The 20,920-nt window shown below is 61.0% G+C and carries 16 protein-coding genes and 3 pseudogenes; 10 read left to right on the forward strand and 9 right to left on the reverse strand.

Translation table 11 applies throughout. The features are described from left to right. Window positions 1-20 precede the first annotated feature (20 nt). A pseudogene (locus tag CIK74_RS01430) lies at window positions 21-1,018 on the reverse strand (IS3 family transposase); the annotation flags it as partial. A gap of 154 nt (window positions 1,019-1,172) precedes the next feature. Here CIK74_RS01430 and CIK74_RS01435 point away from each other — a divergent pair. The 5 genes from CIK74_RS01435 to CIK74_RS01455 all read left to right on the forward strand — a co-directional run bounded on the left by CIK74_RS01435 (window position 1,173) and on the right by CIK74_RS01455 (window position 4,757). Continuing rightward, window positions 1,173-1,406 carry a hypothetical protein gene (locus tag CIK74_RS01435; protein WP_096253929.1) on the forward strand — a complete coding sequence of 78 codons (234 nt, stop codon included), beginning with the start codon at window positions 1,173-1,175 and terminating at the stop codon, window positions 1,404-1,406. Between the two features lie 150 nt (window positions 1,407-1,556). Continuing rightward, window positions 1,557-2,990: a hypothetical protein gene (locus CIK74_RS01440; RefSeq protein ID WP_096253930.1), complete on the forward strand. Its 1,434-nt coding sequence runs from the start codon at window positions 1,557-1,559 to the stop codon at window positions 2,988-2,990. A 105-nt stretch (window positions 2,991-3,095) separates the two neighbouring features. Next, window positions 3,096-3,740, forward strand: a complete 645-nt coding sequence (gene parA, locus CIK74_RS01445; protein ID WP_096253931.1) for a ParA family partition ATPase — start codon at window positions 3,096-3,098, stop codon at window positions 3,738-3,740. Next, a complete protein-coding gene (locus CIK74_RS01450; RefSeq protein ID WP_096253932.1) occupies window positions 3,741-3,977 on the forward strand; it encodes a chromosome partitioning protein ParB in 237 nt (78 codons plus the stop codon). It begins immediately after the preceding gene. 516 nt (window positions 3,978-4,493) lie between these two features. Then, on the forward strand, window positions 4,494-4,757 hold the full coding sequence (locus CIK74_RS01455) for a hypothetical protein (protein WP_096253933.1): 264 nt from the start codon (window positions 4,494-4,496) through the stop codon (window positions 4,755-4,757). On the opposite strand, the gene CIK74_RS18405 is transcribed toward CIK74_RS01455, so the two are convergent. Then, complete coding sequence (locus CIK74_RS18405; RefSeq protein ID WP_141392833.1) at window positions 4,744-4,995, reverse strand: hypothetical protein; 252 nt, start codon at window positions 4,993-4,995, stop codon at window positions 4,744-4,746. The two genes, CIK74_RS01455 and CIK74_RS18405, sit on opposite strands and share 14 nt — an antisense overlap. Before the next feature lie 609 nt (window positions 4,996-5,604). On the opposite strand from CIK74_RS18405, the pseudogene CIK74_RS01465 reads away from it, so the two are divergent. Continuing rightward, window positions 5,605-6,099: pseudogene (locus tag CIK74_RS01465) on the forward strand (DUF4158 domain-containing protein); the annotation flags it as partial. 32 nt (window positions 6,100-6,131) lie between these two features. Here CIK74_RS01465 and CIK74_RS01470 read toward each other — a convergent pair. Then, window positions 6,132-6,797: a recombinase family protein gene (locus tag CIK74_RS01470; RefSeq protein ID WP_343251916.1), complete on the reverse strand. Its 666-nt coding sequence runs from the start codon at window positions 6,795-6,797 to the stop codon at window positions 6,132-6,134. Between the two features lie 526 nt (window positions 6,798-7,323). Here CIK74_RS01470 and CIK74_RS01475 point away from each other — a divergent pair. Beyond that, complete coding sequence (locus CIK74_RS01475) at window positions 7,324-9,000, forward strand: ABC-F family ATP-binding cassette domain-containing protein (protein WP_096253937.1); 1,677 nt, start codon at window positions 7,324-7,326, stop codon at window positions 8,998-9,000. After that, complete coding sequence (locus tag CIK74_RS01480; RefSeq protein ID WP_075728825.1) at window positions 8,997-10,331, forward strand: MFS transporter; 1,335 nt, start codon at window positions 8,997-8,999, stop codon at window positions 10,329-10,331. Before CIK74_RS01475 ends, CIK74_RS01480 begins: the two co-directional genes overlap by 4 nt. A 282-nt stretch (window positions 10,332-10,613) precedes the next feature. On the opposite strand, the gene CIK74_RS01485 is transcribed toward CIK74_RS01480, so the two are convergent. From CIK74_RS01485 to CIK74_RS01505, 5 genes are all read right to left on the reverse strand, one after another. Then, entirely contained in the window at window positions 10,614-13,679 is a 3,066-nt protein-coding gene (locus CIK74_RS01485; protein ID WP_096253938.1) for a Tn3 family transposase, read from the reverse strand. A 169-nt stretch (window positions 13,680-13,848) separates the two neighbouring features. Further along, the gene (locus CIK74_RS01490; protein WP_013350323.1) at window positions 13,849-14,625 is read right to left on the reverse strand and encodes an ABC transporter ATP-binding protein; all 777 of its coding nucleotides are present in this window, start codon (window positions 14,623-14,625) and stop codon (window positions 13,849-13,851) included. Continuing rightward, window positions 14,622-15,686, reverse strand: a complete 1,065-nt coding sequence (locus CIK74_RS01495) for an iron ABC transporter permease (RefSeq protein WP_069600538.1) — start codon at window positions 15,684-15,686, stop codon at window positions 14,622-14,624. The genes CIK74_RS01490 and CIK74_RS01495 overlap by 4 nt, the downstream gene beginning before the upstream one ends. Beyond that, window positions 15,676-16,626 (reverse strand): ABC transporter substrate-binding protein, encoded by a 951-nt coding sequence (locus CIK74_RS01500; RefSeq protein ID WP_226940849.1) that lies wholly within the window; start codon window positions 16,624-16,626, stop codon window positions 15,676-15,678. The genes CIK74_RS01495 and CIK74_RS01500 overlap by 11 nt, the downstream gene beginning before the upstream one ends. 95 nt (window positions 16,627-16,721) lie before the next feature. Continuing rightward, window positions 16,722-17,591: a DJ-1/PfpI family protein gene (locus CIK74_RS01505; protein ID WP_226833574.1), complete on the reverse strand. Its 870-nt coding sequence runs from the start codon at window positions 17,589-17,591 to the stop codon at window positions 16,722-16,724. A 161-nt stretch (window positions 17,592-17,752) separates the two neighbouring features. Here CIK74_RS01505 and CIK74_RS01510 point away from each other — a divergent pair. Further along, window positions 17,753-18,918, forward strand: a protein-coding gene (locus CIK74_RS01510) for an IS3-like element ISAar24 family transposase (protein WP_096253939.1) whose coding sequence is annotated in 2 segments (ribosomal slippage) — window positions 17,753-18,029 and window positions 18,029-18,918 — 1,167 coding nt in all. Because the reading frame shifts where the segments join, the coding sequence is not laid out codon by codon here. Window positions 18,919-18,963: 45 nt separating this feature from the next. Here the strand turns inward: CIK74_RS01510 and CIK74_RS01515 are convergent. Next, window positions 18,964-19,278, reverse strand: a pseudogene (locus CIK74_RS01515) (integrase core domain-containing protein); the annotation flags it as partial. A gap of 144 nt (window positions 19,279-19,422) precedes the next feature. Between CIK74_RS01515 and CIK74_RS01520 the strand changes: the two are divergent. Continuing rightward, window positions 19,423-20,724, forward strand: a complete 1,302-nt coding sequence (locus tag CIK74_RS01520) for an ISL3-like element ISAar42 family transposase (RefSeq protein WP_096253940.1) — start codon at window positions 19,423-19,425, stop codon at window positions 20,722-20,724. The last annotated feature ends 196 nt before the right edge of the window (window positions 20,725-20,920 follow it).

A 20,920-nucleotide genomic window follows, 5' to 3' on the forward strand; every position in this document is an offset into this window, starting at 1 on the left:
GATTAGCCGGTTAACAGGGACACGCCCGTGCGGCCCACGGACTGCAGCAAATCCAGCTCAACGGCCACCTCATGCAACTGGGCTGAGGTGAATTGCGAGTCGCGGTCCGCGTGGAACACCACCTGACCTGGAATCTGGCCGCGCAGGGTCCTGGCCATGCGCAGGGCCCTTTCCACCAGATAGGTGTTCTGCACGCTATCCAGCGCCCATCCCAGCACCCTGCGGGAGCAGCCATCACGCACTGCGCACAAGTACAGCCAGCCCTCATTGGTGCGCAAATAGGTGATATCCGAAATCCAGACCTTGTCCAAGGTGCCCTGGTCCCATTGCCGCCGCACCCGATCCGGCAGGTGGTAAGTGTCAACGCCTTGGATCATGGTCACCGGAGTGAACTTCCGTGGGCTGATCCCTTCGATGCCCTGGCGCAGCATTGAAGCAGCGACGGTCTTGGGATCTGCCGGGGATCCCTCGCGGGCCAGCTGGGCGGCCACCCGCGGAGCCCCGTAGGTCTGATGGGAATCGTTGAAGACCTTGGCGACCTTCACATCCCGTGCCCGCTGCGCGGCACCCCTCGGGGACGGGCCAGCGGATTGGCGTTGCCTCCAGGCCTCATAGCCTGATTTCGAAACGTGAAGCAATGACGCCATGCGAGCCAAGGCGAACTCATCCTTCAACGCGTGCATCAGTTCGAACCGTTCGACCGATGTTGCTTCGACGCGAAGAAGGACGCTGCTTTTCCCAGGAAACGGTTGTCTTCCCGCAGTTCGAAGACTTCCTTGCGCAAGCGTTTGAGTTCTTCGCGTTCGGACTCGTCCAACGCTCCGGTCGGCTCACCGTCCAGGCCTCGGCGGGATCGTTCTTTCTTCACCCAGGTGCCCAGTATTTGCTCGCCGAGGTTCAGTTCCTTGGCGACCGCGCTGATGGTGCGTCCGGTGTCGATGACCAGGCCGGCAGCTTCCCTGCGGTACTCCTCGGTGAAGGACCTGCGTTGCTTTTTCATATTGCTCGTTAATGACATCCTCTCAAATGCGGGATCGGCTGATCCCGCTTGTTCGGCTGTCCACTAATTCTCTAACCCCATTCAGGTTGCTTGATTCAGACTTGATTGCATTTTTAAATTATTTAACCGTGTCGCCCCACGCTTAATGGTGGCGTCATCATAGGGTGTACATATGAGGAATCCACATGCTCGCGCACGAGGTGCGTTAAAAGACCCCAAGCCACTGGGCTGGAAAGTCGAGAGCAAAAATAAGGACTACTTCGCTGCATTGGCCGAAAAGTCCGGGTACTCCGCCGCTGCTTTCTTTGATCTCATGATTGACACATTAGAGCTCGACGACCGCGGCGTACCAAGTTGGGTTCCTATCGATGACAACAAGGGGCAATTGCCTATCGACAAGCCTTAAACAGAAAAGCCCGCGCAAAGCGCGGGACTGAAATTCTGAATCCGATCTGAACACTTTGCCGAGTACAGCAGATCGTGATTTACCACGAAGCTTCCGGTTACCAAGCCGGACGCTCCCCTTCCTTTACCCTCCAAAGAGAAAAGGACTTATGTGTCTATAGTAGCGCCTCCGCGCGCCCAATCAAGCACCAGCACCCCCGAAACGCCGCAAAACACCGCGATCCACACCACAAAACCACGCTGGTGCACCCGCCCCACCGACGGGCGCATCGCCGCAATCCTCGCCCACACCGCCAAAGGACACCGTCCTTTCACCAAGGCAGAAACCCCCGAAGGATTCACCGCCAAGGGCAAAAGCCAGTTCAACGCGGCCAAAGAAGCAATGGCCACCAAGCACGCCCACACCCCCGCACCCCTGCACATCAAGCGTGTCTCCCGCGCCCAGGAAACCTCCGACCGAGCCATAGCCTGGGCAATCCCCCACGGCAGCAAGAAAATCGACCACACCGCCCAAGCCTGGCGCGCAGCCCGATCCCTGGACGAACTGCTATGCCGCCGCAAAGACTGCCAACGAAACATCCTCGCCGTCCTATGGGTCCTCCTTCGCTACACCGACCACGACAGCATGACGGCGCGCATCACCTGGGATACCGTGGCCACCAAAGCCCGCGTATCCCGCGCCACCGTAGGCAACGCCCTGCGCTTCCTGCGCACCCACGGAATCCTCGGCATCGTCGCCTCCGGCCGCAGCGCCGAATACGCCGCCAAAGCTGGCCAGCAAGCACAGAACGAAGCCCCCGTATACGTCATCTGCCGCCCCATCGGCCTCGGACTACGCCCCCAAGATGCCCAAGACACCACCGCCACCCGCCTAACCCACCACACCCCAAACCGCACGGCCTGTGGAAATAACTTAGAACCCCTCCCCGTAGGGGGGTTAACCACTTACGAAGTAAGTTCCTACACGCGCACGCGCGAAGAAAACACTCAAAATGAGCCGCTGCGCGGCACTGAAAACCTTTTTGGGCACGGCTCCGCCGTGCGAACTCACCAAGCCGGTCATCGACCAGTTGAACTGTGGCCAGCTCACAGAACGATCAGCTCTAGAGGACAAGGGCTATCGGCTTCCGCTGAAATCTTGCGGCTTATCCCTGGATTCAGGCCCTTTTCAAAGAAAAATATTCTTTCGATAATGAAACCATTCTTCCAAACAGGCTGGACAATCTCAGATATCCAACATGCTTTGAACTGGCGCACCACACCAGGACTCCACGGCCGCGAATCCTGGGGTCCACTACCTCAACATGACCGTGAAACTCAGTCCTACATCGACTATTGCCGCATCTTGCGCGCAGCCATCCTGCACCGCATGAACCAATGGCGCACAGGCGCCGGCGAAATCATGGCCAGCCGCTCACAACGTGCTGCCGCAGCCAGTAACCAAGCACGAGCCGCCACACGAGCCGCCAATGAACGTCGAGCTAGGCTCGCTGCCCAGCGCCCCGCTCACCAAAGCGCCGCAGCAACAGGCGCAGCGTCCGTCCGTGCAGCCATCGCCGCAGCGCGTCGAATCATCGAAGCGTAAACCTCTATAAATGAGTAAATGCACAAATGAGTTTTTACTCATTTACTCTGATATCCTTATGAGTATTCCATCATTTACTCACTTGCTCACAATGGAAAGAGAACCATGAAAACCATCGCTGTTCTGAACCAAAAAGGTGGGGCTGGTAAAACAACGATCGCCACTCATTTGGCAACGGCCCTTCAACACTCAGGTCACACCGTACTTCTCGTGGATTCCGACCCACAGGGCAGTGCAAGAGACTGGGCTGCGGTCAGGGAAGACCACCCCATCTCCGTTGTGGGCATCGACCGTCCAACAATAGATCGAGACCTTAAAAGTCTCGCACCGGTCGATTTCGTGATCATCGACGGCGCACCCCAGGCCAGTGATCTAGCAGTCTCCGCCATTAAAGCAGCAGACTTTATTCTCATTCCAGTGCAACCCTCCCCCTATGACATTTGGGCCACCGCTGAGCTTGTGGATCTAGTTAAACAGCGCATCGAAATTACCGACGGCCGACTAAAGGCCAGCTTCGTTGTGTCGCGCGCAATCACCGGCTCAAATATAGGCAAGGAAGTTTCCGCAACACTTGAGGACTACGGTCTGCCCGTTATGAACACTAAAATCAGCCAGCGTGTTGACTACCCTGGCACCGCAGCCCGTGGCTCAACGGTAATCGAAGATTTTCCTCGATCCGAAGGCACCCGCGAAATGCTAGAGCTCAGCGCTGAAATCGAATCAATCATGGCAAACCAGGAGGCTATCTAAATGAGCGCCAACAAAACTGGACTAAGCGCCGGACGCCCCAGCCAGAGGTCCGGTAATGACAAAAACCGACTCCTGGCCAGCCTTCAAGACACTGCCCCAACGGAAGACCTGGTGCGCGTGAACTTTTCCCTTCCAGAAAGCAAACACACGAAACTTAAAGTACATGTGGCACGCAGCGAACATAAGAGCATCCGCTCGTTCCTCACCGCATATATCGATTCACTCCCAGATGAGTAAATGAGTTATTGAGCAGATGCTTTTTTGAGTAAGTGAGTATATGAGNNNNCTCATATACTCACTTACTCACGTGTGGGTGGGGTACTGCCTCAGAATCAAGCGGGGCGTGTTCTTAACCTCCTGCCCACCTGCGCACAGCAAAAGCCCTCCCGCTCCGCTGCTTTTCCTGCACACACGTGGACAGCAGGAACCAATCGAGCGCCCGCACACAGCCCAAAAGCTGCGGTACCTGAGTTACCAAACGCCATGCGATCTTGGGCCATGCACGGCCTCTCAAAGCGGGTGGTGGCGCTGAACAAAGTAAAGAAAATTACAGAAAAGAGATAAGAACGATGAAAGCCAGTTTCGCAGCTGAAAACACCGAGCAACACAACGTAGAACACTTCGCCGCAGAAGCGGACACCTAAGAGAAAGCCCGAGACGCTGCACGCGCCAAAATTCCCAGGGATACCAAAGTCTGAACATTCGGGTTTACGATAACTAACCTAAACCAGTACGCGCGTTAGGAGAGAACCGATGCCTATTGAACAAATCGGACAGTTACTAAACCATCAGACCTGGGTAGCTGCCGTCTTAACAGTCGTTGCTGCTGTAGCTATGTTTCTACCTTTTTCGCACAATCCTGGAAAGAAATGGAAGAAAATTCATCTTCTTGTGCTGAAAAGGTCCTTCATCCCGATTGCAGTTGCCGCTTCACAAGCAATTCACGTGATCCTCTCGGCACAAACACTTCTGGGTGATTCAACCTCGCCCGGGGATTCTCGCATCAGTCGTGGTTGAGTGTTCGCTCGTATTGCGCTTCGGTCCGGTTCGTATGTTCATCGTGGGTGCCGTGTGCCACGTGATCGATGGCAGCGCTAACGGATTCGCGATGAAAATTCACCGGTAGCCCCCGTTGAACCCAGTCGAAGTATGGCAAAGTACGGAACCACCCCTCGATCGATTCAATGCTCTCGAGAATTTCGGTAACTTGGACTTCGGTGAGGCTGGGCATCCAGAGCATGTACTGATCAGTCACACCCTTTTCGGATCCTACCAAAACCTTGTAGCCAGGGGACCACTCAACAAACGTCCCTTCGGAAGGCCGTCCGTCGCCTCCGTGCAGTAACGGATTTCTGTAATCGTTCGAGAGAGTTACCAGTTGCTTCTTGGCTCTGAGTGCTCCTCTATCCTGTGGAGCGGGAAAAACTGAATCGAATTGATTCCTCCATGTGCCCTTTCGAAACTCCTCCAGCGAGAAACTTGATCTCAACGCAGCACTCGTAAACGCGGACAGAAGCACCAACCGATACTGAACTAGAGCGAAGTACCCGCCCACTAATGCAATTCCGCAGTGAGATACCTCGTGGGCAAGATCCTTCTCTCTCTGTATACGTTCAAGTACTCGGTATATCGCTGAAGCAGAACTCGCGCCTGCCTCTTGCACAGTCCTTTCCTCGATCAGTTCGGTTCCAGTTGGGTGTATTAGTGCGTGCAGCTTGTGGATGAAGTAGTCCACGTACTCCTGTTGACGACCATGTTGATTCGCGATTGTCACTCGGTTCTGAGCTAACTGGGGTATGAGTAGTAATGGAACAGGATTGCGCGTTTAGCCCTCGGCTACGTGACTGTCGGTAGTCTGTAGGTTGTGCCAGTTGAATTCTTGAGTGATGCGCAGGCTGCCGCGTTCGGGCGGTTCGTGGGAGAACCTTCGCAGAACGATCTGGAGCGGTTCTTCCATCTCGACGACACCGATCAGGAGTTGATCCGCAGGCGCAGGGGTGAGCACAGTCGGCTTGGGTTTGCCGTACAGGTCGGGACGGCACGATTTTTGGGGGCGCTTCTTGCTGACCCGCTCGATGTGCCATGGTCCGTGGTCGATTACGTTGCGGCGCAGCTCGGAGTCGCGGATCCCTCGGTGGTCAAGCGATACACCGAGCGCGTTGAGACAGCCAACGCGCATGCGCGCGAGATCCGTGCCGTTTACGGGTACCGGGATCTTGATGCTCCGCTAACTGAAGCATTGACGGCGTTCGTCTTTTCGCGGTCCTGGACGCATGGCGAGGGGATCACCACGTTGTTCGGACACGCGGTTGCCTGGTTGCGCCGGGAGAAGGTCCTTTTGCCGGGCGTGAGCGTCCTGGGGTCTTGGTAGTAATGGGGACGGATTGAGCGCTAAGCCTGCATAGGCCCTTTGTCGGTGGGGCGCCGTCCGATGCTTTCTTTGTTGAGGTGGCCGTAGATCGTGGAGCGCGGGACCTGGAGCAGGTCGGCGATCCGCTGGACGGTGTGATTCCCCGCATCGTAGAGCTGCTGGGCGTGGCGGGCCTGGTCGGGCGTCAGCTTCGGGCGTCTTCCCCCTGTTCGTCCGCGGGCGCGGGCAGCGGCGAGCCCATCGCGAGTATTTGCGACGATGAGCTCTCGTTGAAGTTCGGCAAGGACGGAGAGCATCCCGAACATCGCGCGCCCTTCCATGGTCGTGGTGTCGATGCCCTGCTCAAGAACGACCAGCCCCACGCCCCGTTCTCGTAAGTCCGCACCGAGCGTGACCAGATGGAGCACCGAACGCCCGAGCCTGTCCAGTCGAGTAATGACAAGCTGGTCGCCATCTCGGTTGGCAGAGGCAAGGGCCTTATCGAGCTCGGGCCGGCTGGCTTTGGCGCCGCTGGCATGGTCGATGTAGATATTGTCCGGGGTGACCCCCGCACGCATGAGGGCGTCTACCTGATGGTCCGGGTTCTGGTCTGCGGTGGAAACACGTCCGTATCCGATCAACATATGTCGAGAATACAGTGCGGGAAAGGATTGTCGACGTTGAATCTCGGCACGAGTTATCGACACCAAATTCGCGGCGTGTCGTCATCAAGGACCTGTGTCGGCAAACGACCGTTTCTCGACATGCTACGTCCGGCCGCAGTGTATCCCGGTTAGCACCCGCATCACCGGGCATTTTCCCGGGCACCGGGTATACAGGAATGCGCCCCCCTGCGGAAACACGCTGTCATTTCCCTAAGCCGACTGCACTGACTGTCCGAAGTCCTCTGCACTACGATTTCGCGTCCGCAAGGGGACCAGCTTGCGGGACAGCTTCAATCGACAGTCTAAACGGAGCCCGCCACTGAACACTTGCCATGGTACAATTGCAACTGTGAATTATTTATTCTTCGTCTACTGGGGCTAACACCAGTCTGCTCCTTGTGAGTTTTCCGAGGCTGCGGGCTGGTTTTTCATGCCATCGTCACCGACATCTCTGTCATGTGTGGCGTCCCAGCAGATCTGAGCGCATTTCCCGCTCCACATCACGCCCATCACTTCTAACCATGGGTGTTTTCTAACCGAGCGGTTGCGCCTCCCTTTCGGAGGAATAATGACCATCACAATTAGCTTGCCTGCACGCGCCCGCGCGCAGCTCATAGCTTCCACTATTCATGTTGTCCGTGGCGGGCGTAGGGTCCTGACCAACGTTGACCTCACCATCACACCAGGAACCCGAGTGGGGATCGTCGGCGAAAACGGCCGCGGAAAATCAACCCTGCTTCACGTCCTTGCCGAGATACTGGCACCTGACTCAGGCACAGTGCTACGCGTTGGCACGCTCGGCATCGCCGAACAAGAAATGCCCACCGATGACGGCCGCACGGTCGGGGATCTCATCACCGAGCAACTGGCCGATTCCCGCGCTGCGCTGCGCGCATTTGATCTTGGCGCAGAAGCTTTGGCGGCCCAGTCACCAGGAGCGGAGGAGATATTCACCGAAGCCCTGAATGCGGCCGAGACGCTTGATGCCTGGGACGCGGATCGCCGGGTTGACGTCGCTCTCGAAGCTCTGGGTGCCGTCACCGACAGAGAGAAACTGCTGTCTGAACTATCTGTGGGTCAGCGCTATCGCGTCAGGCTTGCCTGCCTATTGGGCGCTGAACATGATTTCCTTCTCCTGGACGAACCGACGAACCACCTCGATCAGCAGGGGCTGGACTATCTCACCGAGCAGCTGCGTGGTAGCCCAGGAGGAATCGTCGTCGTGAGCCACGACCGGGCACTCCTGACAGATGTTGCAACCCACATCTTGGATCTTGACCCGAGCCGAGACGGGATTCCGCGCCTCTACGGCGGAGGGTATTTGGGGTACAAGGAAGGACGCGCAGCAGAGCGTGAACGGTGGGTCGATGAATACGAACAGCAACAAGCCGAACATTCCCGACTGACCCAAGACCTGGCAACCGCTCAGAACCGGCTCGTGTCGGGATGGCGACCGCCCAAGGGAACAGGGAAACACCAGCGGCAAACCCGTGCCCCAGGTCTTGTTCGTTCGGTGCACAGACGGCGCGATGACCTTGAAAATCACAGAATCACTGCTCCCGAGCCACCGCTTGAATTTCGAATGCCCGAACTTTCCGCGCGGCCTGGTGTCACACTGATCCAGGCGGTGGAAGTCGCAGTCGATGGGCGGATGCCCTCAGTGACGACGCTTTTCCTCGAGTCGGGCAGCAAGTTTGTGGTCTCCGGGCCGAACGGTGCCGGAAAATCAACCTTCCTTAACGTGTTGGCCGGAACCCTCGCACCTTCTACCGGAGAAATCCATCATGCCCGTGGAGCAAGAATCGCATACCTTGCCCAGGAATCTCCTACCGCAACGACATTGCGGGCACGCGACGCATTCAACGCCCACCTCGGCACCTTGACCAGCGCCGGAACGCTCAAAGAAGGCGAAATGATTTCCCTCAAGTCGCTCGGGATTCTATCCTCGGCCGATCTTAACCGTCCCGTGCGGGAGCTATCCATGGGCCAACAGCGCCGTCTCGATCTTGCGATGGCACTGGCAACCAAACCTCATGTGCTGTTGCTCGATGAACCCAGTAACCACCTGTCCATATCCCTTGTTGATGAACTCACCGAGGGGCTACACCTGACGAAGGCCGCCGTAATAGTAGCGACCCACGACCGTCAACTTCGCCGCGACCTTGCAAGCTGGCAGCACATCAACTTGGCAAACCCCAAAGAAAACTGGTCTGGAAGCTCAACATTCGAAGGGCGCACCTCATGAATACGTCACCACATCACAAACCCGCTTCTGCATCAAAATGGCGAGCCTTGGCCCCGCTTCATCATCGTGACTACCGCCTACTACTAGGCGCGGTGGGTCTATCACTTTTCGGAACCGGCATGTGGACCATCGTGATGGTTTTCCAGGTACTCTCGATCGACAACTCACCCACGGCACTATCAATGGTCGCGGCCTGCCTCAGCGGCGGCCTCTTCGCCTTCGCTCTGGTCGGAGGTGTCACCGCCGACCGCTTCTCGAAACGGACCATCATCATCTCGGTCCAGGCAACGAACTTGGCTGCCGTGGCAATGGTGACCCTTATGGCGTTCAGTGGAGGTATCCAGCTTTGGCACATGGCCCTTGCCTCAGCAATGCTCGGGGCTGGGAGCGCGTTCTTCTACCCGGCCTGCAGTGCTTTCCTACCCACCATTTTGCCCCCGGATGAACTCTTAGCGGCCAACGGTTTGGAAGGTGCACTCAGACCCACTATGGGGCAAGGAATCGGGCCGGCGATCGGAGGAATGATCGTGGGAGCATTTCTTCCGATGCACGGCGCGTTGGTCGTCGCCGCACTCTATGCGATAGCACTGAGCCTGGTGGTCTTCATACGTCCAGACCCGAGAGGCCCCAAAGAACTAGATCGAGCCGCAGCGTCACAAGGTATCTTTGCGGATCTGGGTGAAGGTATTTCCTTTACGGTGAAAACGAGATGGCTGCTTTGGACACTCATCTTTGCGTGCCTCATGACATTGATCATCATGGGGCCGATAGAAGTGCTCATTCCCTTCATTGCACGAGACAACTTCGGCAATGGCGAGCAGGTTTTTGGGTTTCTCCTCACTGCGTTCGGGATGGGAGGGGCGGTTGGATCGCTGGTTGTTTCTTCCCTGCGAATGCCACGCCGCTACCTGAGTGTCATGGTGCTTGGCTGGGGTGCCGGGACCATCCCACTAGCATTCCTGGGTATCACTACATCGTTCTGGGTGATGGCAGCTGCCCTGTTCATTGTCGGATTCAGCTCAGGGGCAGGAATGGTCATCTGGGGCACGCTTCTGCAACAGCGGGTTCCGATAAACATGATTGGCCGCGTCGCAAGCCTGGACTTTTTCATTTCGATCGCGCTGATGCCACTTTCGATTGCCCTGGTCGGTCCCATCGCAATGGTGGTACCCGCAACCGTCATCTTCGCCGTAGCAGGGACAACACCGGTATTGATCGCGGTCCTTGCCGTACTCGCCGGGAGAATGCGACGAGACGAAATGAAGCATCCTCTCAATGCCACCACTGAGAGCCAAGACCCCATCGAGTTGATACGTCAGGAACACGAATAACCCCCTCACAGGTGCAAATGTTCATCACCTGGGCGTGGGAGTCCGCTAAGGATGCTTCCACGCCCACGAGGGGCAGGCAGGAGGCAATCCCGCCGCAGCGTTCCCGCTGCCACAAGTCCAGAACTCACGAGCACGCTGCCAAGAATTGAATGTTCCAAATCGCTGTGAACCGCGCACAGACAGGTTCGCCAAAAGGAGCTGTCCCAGTAGACGTTCCTTGGGTTCTTGCGGGACTGGTTACGTTCAGAGCAGCGTGGTCCATACCAGTATCAGACCCGCTACCTATGGTTCAGTCAGCGCTATACGCAGGGGGCGAAGCCCGCTTGGTGTGGTGGTGGTGAAGGCATAGCGACCGAGCATGTTGACGTGTTGATCGCCGAGCGGGGACAACCGGACGATATCGGCGTCATCCACGAGGTTGCCGTCCTCGCGCAGTGCATTGATGGAGGCATCTGTGTAGCGGGTGTTCCAGAGCACGATGGCGTTCAGGACCAAGCCAAGTGCACCGAGCTGGTCCTCCTGGCCCTCGCGGTAGCGCTGGTAGATCTGCCCGCGCCGCCCGTGGAAGATGGCGCGTGCCAGACGGTGGCGTGATTCCTGGACGGTCTGCTGCGTATGGGTCGTTCGCCGGTATGTTTCCTCGAGTGGGTCAATGAGGGCGAGCAGGTGGATGGTCTTGTCGATGCGCCCGTATTCGGTGATCGCGGCACCGAGTGGGGACGGGCTGCCGTCACGCGAGAGCACGCGCAGCAAGTCGTAGGCGCGCACCGTCCCTGTCGCCAGAGACGCAGCGACGCGGGTCATGTCATCCCAGTGTGCGGCGATCCTGGCTAAGTTGATCCGGTTGCGGGCGACATCGTTCAGCGACCCGTAATCGGAGTCCGTGGTGCCACGCGGGGTTGCGCGCCAGAGGCGTTGGTCGGACAGATTGGCGATCCGTGGCGAGAACCGGTAGCCCAGCAGGGCGAAGATCCCGAAGACCATGTCGGAGTAGGAAGCCGTGTCCGAGGTGATCGTTTCCGGTCGGGGGCCGCCGTCGAGGTTCAATATCGTGTCCAGCACGTAGAGTGAATCACGCACGGTGCCGGGCACGACAGTGGCGCCGATGCCGGCCACCTGGTCGTTGACCGCGTTGAACCACGTCAGCCCGCGTCCACGGCCGAAATACTTCGGGTTCGGGGCAGCGTTAATCGTGCGTACCGGTACCACGAACCGCAGACCATCGACCGAGGCCAGCAGCCCACCGCCCCACACCTGAGCGACAGGGATCTCACCCTGGGCCTTGATCAAGGTCGCGTTCGCGGCGGCGTGAGTCTCGCTGCGCAGGTAGTTCGCATCCACGTGTCCAAGCCGAGCGCGCGTCAGAGACGGGTGGCCCTCAGCAACCACGGGTGTCAGGCCAACGTTGCAGGCCTCTGCAACCAGCAGCGCCGCAACCGAGCGCGGCAGATCATCCATACGGGCCCTGGACTGCCCGATGTGAGTGTAGGCGTCGAGGAACCCGGTCCAGGAATGAACCTCCAGCAGCAGCTCGGGAAGATCTACCCGTGGCAGCATCGAGGCGACCTGCCCACGGAGTTCACGCAGCGAGTCCGGGATCTCCAGGGCATCCAGACGGTCAACCTTCAAACGTGTGCGCCCGTCCGTACTTGAGGGTTCCACCCGTACTGAACCGTTTGGGCCCGCTTCCTCGAGGCTTGCCGTCAAGTTCTTCCAGGCCGTATCCAGTACCTCAACACGATCGTTCAGGAGTTCAGCAGCCGGCCCTTCCAGGCCCAAGCTGGTCAGCGCCCGATCACGTACCTGTTCCCACTGCTCACCGTCGAGCAGCTGGGCGCGTGGGTCGCCCCACCGGGTCGATGGTGTGGCAAACACGTCCCGACGGCGCAGGCAAACGCGTAGCTGCTCCAACACGCACAAAATCCATGCTTCCCGGTCAACTTCTACCCCGTCGCGACCGAACACCGCCGCGCGCCAGGCAGCCGGTACCAAGGCCTCGGTAACGTCGTCCTTGTGGAGCTGCCGGCGGCCACGCAGGGCTTCCAATCCGGCCAGGGCATCAAGCACAGGCTGTCCCGTTGCCGTTGCCCGCAGTGGCAACACGGTAGCCAACAACCCCAGGAACGGGGCAACCGTCCGGTATCGGCGGGCCACCTGCACACGCATCGCGCCCTCCAGTCCCGAGGCATCCGGGATGAGAGCACCGACCGTGTCGGCGTACTGCGTGATCTGATCCCTTGCGGCGACCTTTTCCAGCCGCGCCCATACCGTCGCTACATCGACTTGCTCGCCCGCTTCCTCCAGCAGACAGACCAATTCACGGCCGACACGGGCAAGAACAGCCGAGGCTTTCTCCAGCTCCGGCAGTGTCTCCAACCGTGCCGCGACCGCAGCCCGCTTCGAGGGCCCCAATACCTTCGATGCCATCAGTGCATCGAACAAGTCCAACGCATCATCGACCGCCGCCACTGACAACGCTTCCACTGTCGCAACCAACGTGGCCGTGCGGCGCGGCTCCGCCAATCGGCGCAGCGACTGCGCCTTTGCTTCCACCCCATACCGTGCCAGCGCCCGTAACCGAGATGCCGGCATTCCTGAAGTCTCCACCGCGTCAATCCCCAGGGCACTGACTTGCTCGACCCGTGTCAGGGCCTTGTTCAAGGCAGGCCCGGATAACCTCACAGGCCCTGCGCGTAATGCTTCTAACCTGGACCCACGGGCACCCTCATCAACGGCCAGCAATCCAAGCAAACGTCCCGGCAACTGAGGATCCGCGACCATTGCTGCCCCAGCCAGTCGCTCGTGCAGCTCGGACACTGCACGTTCACGAGCAGCCTGAACCGACTTCAGTAGTCTCGTCACGCCAGGAAGGAGTACCTGTTTCCGACGCAACCAGGCCACCGCATGGGCGAACAACGCCTTCGGCCCCTCACCATGCGTCCAGGCGCGCGAGTAAACGAACTCGCTCAAATCCTCGACCGCAGCTCCCGTGAAGTCCCCGTAGCCATAGAGCCGGCGGATCTCCCGCGCATGAGCGTTCGGAGTCGCAACGCGCTCGGGGTACCGCTTGATCATCGAGGGATCATTGATTCGGAGCTGTGCCGCCAAATATTCCACCACGGACCACGGAACATCCAGCGGATCCGACAGGAAAGCACCCAAGAACCGCACTGTCCCAACCTGAAGCGCAAAACCGAGCCGATTATGGTCACCGCGGCGCTCAGCAATCCCTTCCAGGTCAGCCGCGTCGAGATAGAAGAACTGCTCCAGCTCCGCCTGAGATGGTTCGCCTACGAACCGCCCGAACACCACCGCTTGTTCCTCAGTCAAATATTGATCAGTAGACATATCATCACGCTACCTCGCGCCCTCGCAGGGCTTAGCGCTCAATCCGTCCCCGTTACTACCAAGACCCCAACCTCGCCCACTACATCCTCCGATCCCTCCTCGACACCGGCGGATTCAGACCCCTGCTACACCGTCAAATGCGATGAGCCGCATATCTCATGTGCAGGTCTCACTCCCCGGCGGCACGAGCTCGCGCGGAGCGTAAGAGAAGATGCGTCTGGCCTCGGGCTGTGGTCACGCTTTCGCTGTCGATCGCGAAGACTTCGAGAACCCGAGACTTCGTCAGCACGGCGTCGGGGTGTCCGTGTGCGCGCAACTGCCCCTCGGCGAGGAGGAGCATGTCGTCCGTGTAGCGGATCGCGAGGTCGAGGTCGTGGAGGGCGCAGAGGACCGTTACCCGAAGGTCTTGCAGGAGCTCCATGAGGGCGAATCTGTGCTGGACGTCGAGGTGGTTCGTGGGCTCGTCCAGCACCAGCAGAGTGGGGTCGTGACGGAGGGCTCGTGCGAGAAGTGCGCGTTGCAGTTGTCCGCCGGAGAGAGCCGCGACTGGTTCGGTCGCGAGTTCGTCGAGTCCGACGCGCGCCAGGGTGCGATTGACCTGGTGCGTGGAGAGTTTCTGAGGGCCCAGAGCGACGAGTTCGGTCACGGTGACGTCGGGAAGGGGCCCCGTGTGTTGCCGGAGAACTCCGATCTTCCGAGCCCTGTCGCGAGCGCGCATCGTGCTGATGTCTTCACCGTCGACCGTGACGGTGCCGGTGAAGGCCGGATGGTATCCGGTAAGGAGGCTCAGGAGAGTTGACTTGCCGCATCCGTTGGGTCCGACGACGGCGACGATCTCACCCGCTGCGATTGTGGCGCTGACGTTGTCGAGCGCGCGCCGTGGTCCGTAGTTCACGGACACGGCGTTGAAAGCCACTTCGGATGGCGTCGTATGCGATGAGCTCATGAGAGGGCCATGGCGCGATTCTTGCGCATGAGGAGGATGAAGATTGGCACGCCGATCGCCGCGGTGAAGATCCCGACTGGAAGCTCTGACGATGCTAGCACGGTGCGCGCGGCGAGGTCCGCCGAGCTGAGCAGGATCGCCCCCAGCAACGCAGACACGGGAATGACGCGCTTGTGCATACCGCCCACGAGGAGACGGGCGATGTGCGGCACGATGAGGCCCACGAAGCCGATAGTCCCCGAGACGGCGACTGCGGCGCCGGTCATCAGGGAAGCGAGAGCGAAGACGAGCACCCGGGAACGCCCCGGATGCACCCCTGACGCGGCCGCTTGAGCGTCTCCGAGGCCGAGGAGGTCAAGGCGCCCGCTAGACATTGCGACGAGAACGATCGCGACGATGATCACGGGGCCGATGACGAGCAGCAGTCGCCATTGGGCGCCTGCCAGACTCCCGAGAAGCCAGAACATCACCTGCTGAGTGGCATCGGAATTCCCGGATCGGATGAGGAGAAAGGACATCACCCCTCCGAGAAGTTGACCGATCGCGACTCCGGACAGCACCAGTCGGCCTGCGGACATCCCCCAGCGTGAGGTCGCTGTGGCCGCGACGATGATTCCGGTCGCAGCGGCACCGACGAAAGAGGCGACCGGGAGCAACAGCACTCCGAAGGTGGCAACACCGACGGAAGTGATGACCAGGACCGCCGCGACCCCGGCTCCGGAAGACAGGCCGAGGACGTAGGGGTCGGCGATGGGGTTGCGGACGAGGACCTGTGCGCACGCTCCGGCGACTGCCAGGGCGGCGCCGACCACTGCGGCCTGCAACACGCGCGGCATGCGTAGTTCCCAGACGATGAAATCCAGGGAGCCAAGCTCGGGTTTTCCCGCCACGCGCCCGGAGATGACCTCGATCACCTCTCCGGGGGCGATCGATACCGCGCCGACACCGACGCTGATCACCATCACTGTCAGAAGCAGGAAGAGGAGCCCGATGAGGATGGCGGTCAGAGGGATGGCGCGCAGGGCCCCGGTTCGGCGTCTGCGCGTCTCCTCAGGAAGCATTCGCGACCGCATCCGCGATGATCTGGACGGCGTCCGCATTCAGCAGGCTCGGTGACAGGAGGATGCGCTGCGGCACCACGACGACGTTCTCGTTCTTGACGGCGTCGGTCTCGGCCAACAGCGGGCTGGCCATGATGGCCGCCTTCAGGTCCTCATCGCTGGAATCCGCGAAACCGGACACCACCACGATCACAGCCGGGTTGGCCTCTGTCACCGCCTCCGCAGACAAGCTTGCGAAGTCCTGGAGCTGGTCACGGGCGATGTTGGTACCGCCGGCCAAGGTGATGATGCCGTTCGCTAACCTTGATCCGCCGTTGGTGTTGATGCCCGCGCCAGCGTCGGGCACGGAGGACAAGCTGAGCACGGGCACGTCTGCGTCCCGCGAGGCCGCCGTCGCGTCTGAGACCTGAGTACGAATCCGGTCGATCAGCTCCTCGCCACGCTCGGTAACGTCGAATGCATCGGAGAGCGCGCTTATATACCTGTACGTCTCATCGATGTTGTCCACCGGGACATCCTGCACCGCGCCGCAGGCGGACAGGGCGGCAGATCCCGCGGACTCCAGCTGATCGACAGACGCGGTGCCGTCGAAACCGCCGAACTCGTACTGCGAGATTCCCGTGACCAGGTCCGGGTCGGAGGCGATCACTGCCTCAGCTGACCCCTGTCCGTCGTCAAGAACGGGCACTGCGTCGAGTTGAGCGCGGATGTCTCCGGAGAAGTCGGTCTTGAAGTCTGGAGCCGCAGTGCCCACAACCGTGTCGCCGAGTCCGAGTTCGATGAGAAAGGCCGCCGCTCCGGCGTCCATGGTCACAACGCGCTCGGGGACGGATTCGAGTGAGACAACCGCCGGGCATGTGGGGTCGGTAACGACGTCGGCGGCGCCGGTGGGAGAAGCCGAGGAGCCGGCGGAGTGCCCGCTGTGGTCGGAATGGTCCATCGACCCGCCACCGCATCCCGCGAGGGCGGCGATCGTCAGGGTGGCGAGGAAAGCAGAGGGGAGGATGCGTCGCGAAGTCACCCCTTAACTCTATATCATGTAGAGATAACGGCCTCGCCGCGAGCTTCTGGATGCCACGGGTACTCCATCACGCTGCAGATTCGGTGAGCGACGGCGCGGGAGTCGAACCGATCTACGAGGTGCAGGGCCATGTCGATTCCGGCCGACACGCCGGCGCTCGTGACGACATCGCCAGAGTCGACCCATCGTTCGCCCGACGAGATGCGCGCTGACGGGTGGGACTTCTGGAGCTGGCCGCGGGCCATCCAGTGGGTCGTCGCATTGATCCCGTCGAGAAGGCCAGCAGCGCCGAGCACCTGGGCGCCAGTGCACACGGACGCCATCGTTGCTCCCTGTTCAGCGAGGCGCGAGATCCGCCCGACCTGTTCGAGATCCCCCGCGAGGATGTCGGCACCGCGACCACCCGGGACTATAAGAAGATCGATGGGGCGGTCGCCAAGGCTACCGTCGACATCGACGGTGAGCCCCTTCGCGCAACGGACCGACTTGCCGTCCAAACTCACCGCACGCACGTCGACGCGTCGGTCACCAAGCTCCGCCCAGAAGCGGAGCACTTCCCAGGGACCGATTGCATCGAGTTCCTCGGCCCCGTCGAAGAAAAGCACGTCGACTGCGAGGTCGGGCGCGTTCGTAGTCGAACCGAGGAAGCTCATCGCATCAACACGAGCGAGTGCGAATGCGCCGCCGGCGTGTAGTACGCCCTCGACCTCGCCGTCCGTGAGCTCACGGTCGGCGACCACGCTCACCGTGGATACGCCACCCTCGACGAGATCGATGTTCACCTCTTTGACGCCGCGCACAGCAATCAACTGCGCGGTGACCGTCTCGACACAACCGTGACAGGTCAAGCCCGTCACCGGGGAGCTCCATGTGTTCGTGCTCATTTTCAACCTTCCGTTAGCTTCGGATGCGACTGCCGTCTCCCAGCCGCACGCGTTCCCTTTCAATCGGGACTGCCGCATGATCAGGTGACAGTTTGACATGACCTATGGCTCGGTTTCCAGTTGACGTCGCTAGTCGATGGTCTTCATGGAAGGCTCTTCGCATGCCACGCCCGTACCCTCCCGAGTTCCGTGCCCGTGCCATCGCTCTGGTCCGCGAGGGCCGCCAGGTCAAGCAGACCGCACTGGACCTGGGCATCCACGAGGTCACCCTCCACAACTGGCTGCGACAGGACGATATCGACCTCGGCCGCCGGCCGGGACTAAGCAGTCAGGAATCTGCCGAGCTCCGCGCGGCGCGCGGCCGTGTCCGCCAGCTCGAGCAGGAGATCGCGATCCTCCGCCGGGCCGCGACGTGGCTCGACGAGGAGGGAGGAGTTGCCCCAAAAGGGCGCACCCGGTGATCGACCGACTCGTCGACGCCGGGGCACCCACAAGCACCTGCTGCCGCCTACTGGGCGTCTCCCGTCAGGGCTACTACCGGTACCGAAAGCGCCCGACCAGTGCCACTGAGCTGCGCCGCCGCTGGCTGACCGGCCTGATCCGGGAGATCCACGTCGCCTCCCGCGGCACCTACGGCTACCGCCGCATCCACACCGAGCTCACCATCGGAATGAACATTCCGTGTTCCAGCCGGCTCATCTCCGTCCTCATGACTCGCGCCGGAATCGGTGGCCTTCCAGGCCCAGCCAGAATCAAGCGACTCAAGGGGGTCGCCACAGCGGACGACCTGGTCAACCGCAAGTTCCACCGTCTCGCGCTGAACGAGCTGTGGGTCACGGACATCACCGAGCATCCCACCCGGGAGGGCAAGATCTACTGCGCCGCCGTGCTGGATGCTTGCAGCCGCAAGATCATCGGCTGGGCTATCGACTCCAAACAGGACTCCACCCTGGTCGTGAACGCTCTGGACATGGCAATCCGTGCACGTCAGCCAGGGCCCGGAGGGATCGTTCATGCGGATCACGGAGTCCAGTTCACCTCCTGGGTCTTCACTCAGAAGATCCGTTCAGCGGGACTGCTGCCGTCGTTCGGGACCGTCGGCGATGGCCTCGACAATGCGATGATGGAGTCGTTCTGGTCGACGATGCAGATCGAGCTGCTGAACCGGAAGAAGTGGAAGACGCGCATCGAGCTCGCGAACGCGATCTTCGAGTACATCGAGGTGTTCTACAACCGTCGTCGCCGGCACTCCTCCCTCGAGTACGCGACACCCCACGACTACGACCTCGCCCGCACCCCGCGGGCACTCACCACCATCGGAAGCTAGCGACCAAGAGTGGAAACCTAACCGTAGGGCAGGTCAGTTGTGGTGTCAGGCCGCGAGGCTCACGGCCGGTTTCATGATGGTCTCGTATTCGATGGGGGTCAATCGGCCCAGGCGGGCCTGTCGGCGGCGGCGGTGATAGGTCCGCTCGATCCAGGTGATGATCGCGATCCGGAGCTCGTCTCGGGTCCGCCAGCGCTTGCGGTCCAGGACGTTCTTCTGGAGCAGCGAGAAGAAGGACTCCATCGCGGCGTTGTCCCCGGCGGCACCGACTTGCCCCATCGATCCGATGAGGTGGTGACGGGTCAGGGCGTGCACAAACTTCCGTGATCGGAACTGGGATCCGCGGTCCGAGTGGACGATGCAGCCAGCGGCATCTCGACGCCTGGATATCGGGCTCTTCGCAGTTGACGGTGTAGTCGGGGGTGGGCGGCTGGTTCGTGGATAGACGTCGAGGTCTTCCAAGATGGAAGTTCCTACACTGCTCATCCGCCGGAAGACCTCGACTTGCACCACGCTACCTTCGCCGCGCCCGACCTGACCACGTTCTGCCGTCTCGACGAGCTCGGCCTCGAGGCCGTTGGGCAGCGTCTCGAGCCAGATCGGGCGGTGATCGAGTGCCGCGTCGTCGAGGACGACCCGTGGTGTCGGAAGTGCGGCGCCGAGGGCGCGCCACGGGACACGGTGACGCGCCCGCTGGCGCATGAACCGTTCGGGCACCGGCCGACGACGCTGCTAATCCGGGTGCGCCGCTACCGGTGCGTGTCCTGCCGCCGCACCTGGCGGCAGGACACGTCGAAGGCGGCCGCGCCCCGGGCGAAGATCTCCCGCGGCGGGATCGGGTGGGCACTCACTGCGATCGTGGTCGACCACCTCACCGTCTCGCGCGCCGCCGCCGGTCTCGGGGTGTCGTGGCACACCGCGAACACCGCGATCCTCGCCGAAGGCAAGCGGCGCCTCATCGACGCCCCGGCCCGGTTCGACGGGGTCACCACGATCGGCGTCGACGAGCACGTCTGGCGACACACCCGATTCGGCGACAAGTACGTCACCGTGATCATCGACCTCACGCCCGCCCGCGAGAAGACCGGCCCCGCGCGCTTGCTGGACATGATCGAAGGCCGCTCCAAGTCCGTCTTCAAGCAGTGGCTCGCGGGCCGCCCGAAGCAGTGGCGCGACGGGATCGAGGTGGTCGCGATGGACGGGTTCAGCGGGTTCAAGACCGCCGCCGCGGAAGAGCTCCCCGACGCGGTTGCGGTGATGGACCCAATCCATGCCGTCCGTCTCGTTGGCGACGCGCTGGATGCCTGCCGGCGCCGGGTCCAGCAGGACACCACCGGGCACCGCGGGATGAAGGGCGACCCGCTCTACAAGGCCCGCCGCACCCTCCACACCGGCGCGAGCCTGCTCACCGACAAGCAGCGGGCACGCCTGGACGCGGTGTTCGCGAGCGAGGAGCATGTCGAGGTCGAGGCGACCTGGGGCATCTACCAGCGCATCGTCGCCGCCTACCGGGAACCCGACAAGAAGAAGGCCAGGCAGGCCATGCAGGCGGTGATCGCCACGATCACCACCGGGGTTCCCGCGGCGCTCGTGGAGATCCGCAAGCTCGGCCGCACCATGAAGCAACGCGCCGCCGACATCCTCGCGTTCTTCGACCGGCCCGGCACCAGCAACGGCCCGACCGAGGCGATCAACGGCCGCCTCGAACACCTCCGCGGCTCCGCGCTCGGCTTCCGCAACCTCACCCACTACATCGCCAGGTCGCTGCTCGAAGCCGGAGGGTTCAGACCTCACCTACACCCTTGATTCCGAAGAGCCGCGAAAGCCAAAGCGAAGATGGAGAAGCTCATCACCGCGCTGAGCAAGCGCGTCCCGGACGCCTTGCCCGAGCTGGCCAAGCTCGGCCGAACACTGACGAAACGGGCTCTTCACAGATGAGGGTGTAGCGCGTAGTCAAGGATCGAACGGCGTGGCGCTGCCCGGGTAGGCATCGAGGCCTTCC

Source organism: Glutamicibacter sp. BW77, from assembly GCF_002332285.1.
Taxonomy (GTDB): Bacteria; Actinomycetota; Actinomycetes; order Actinomycetales; family Micrococcaceae; genus Glutamicibacter; species Glutamicibacter bergerei.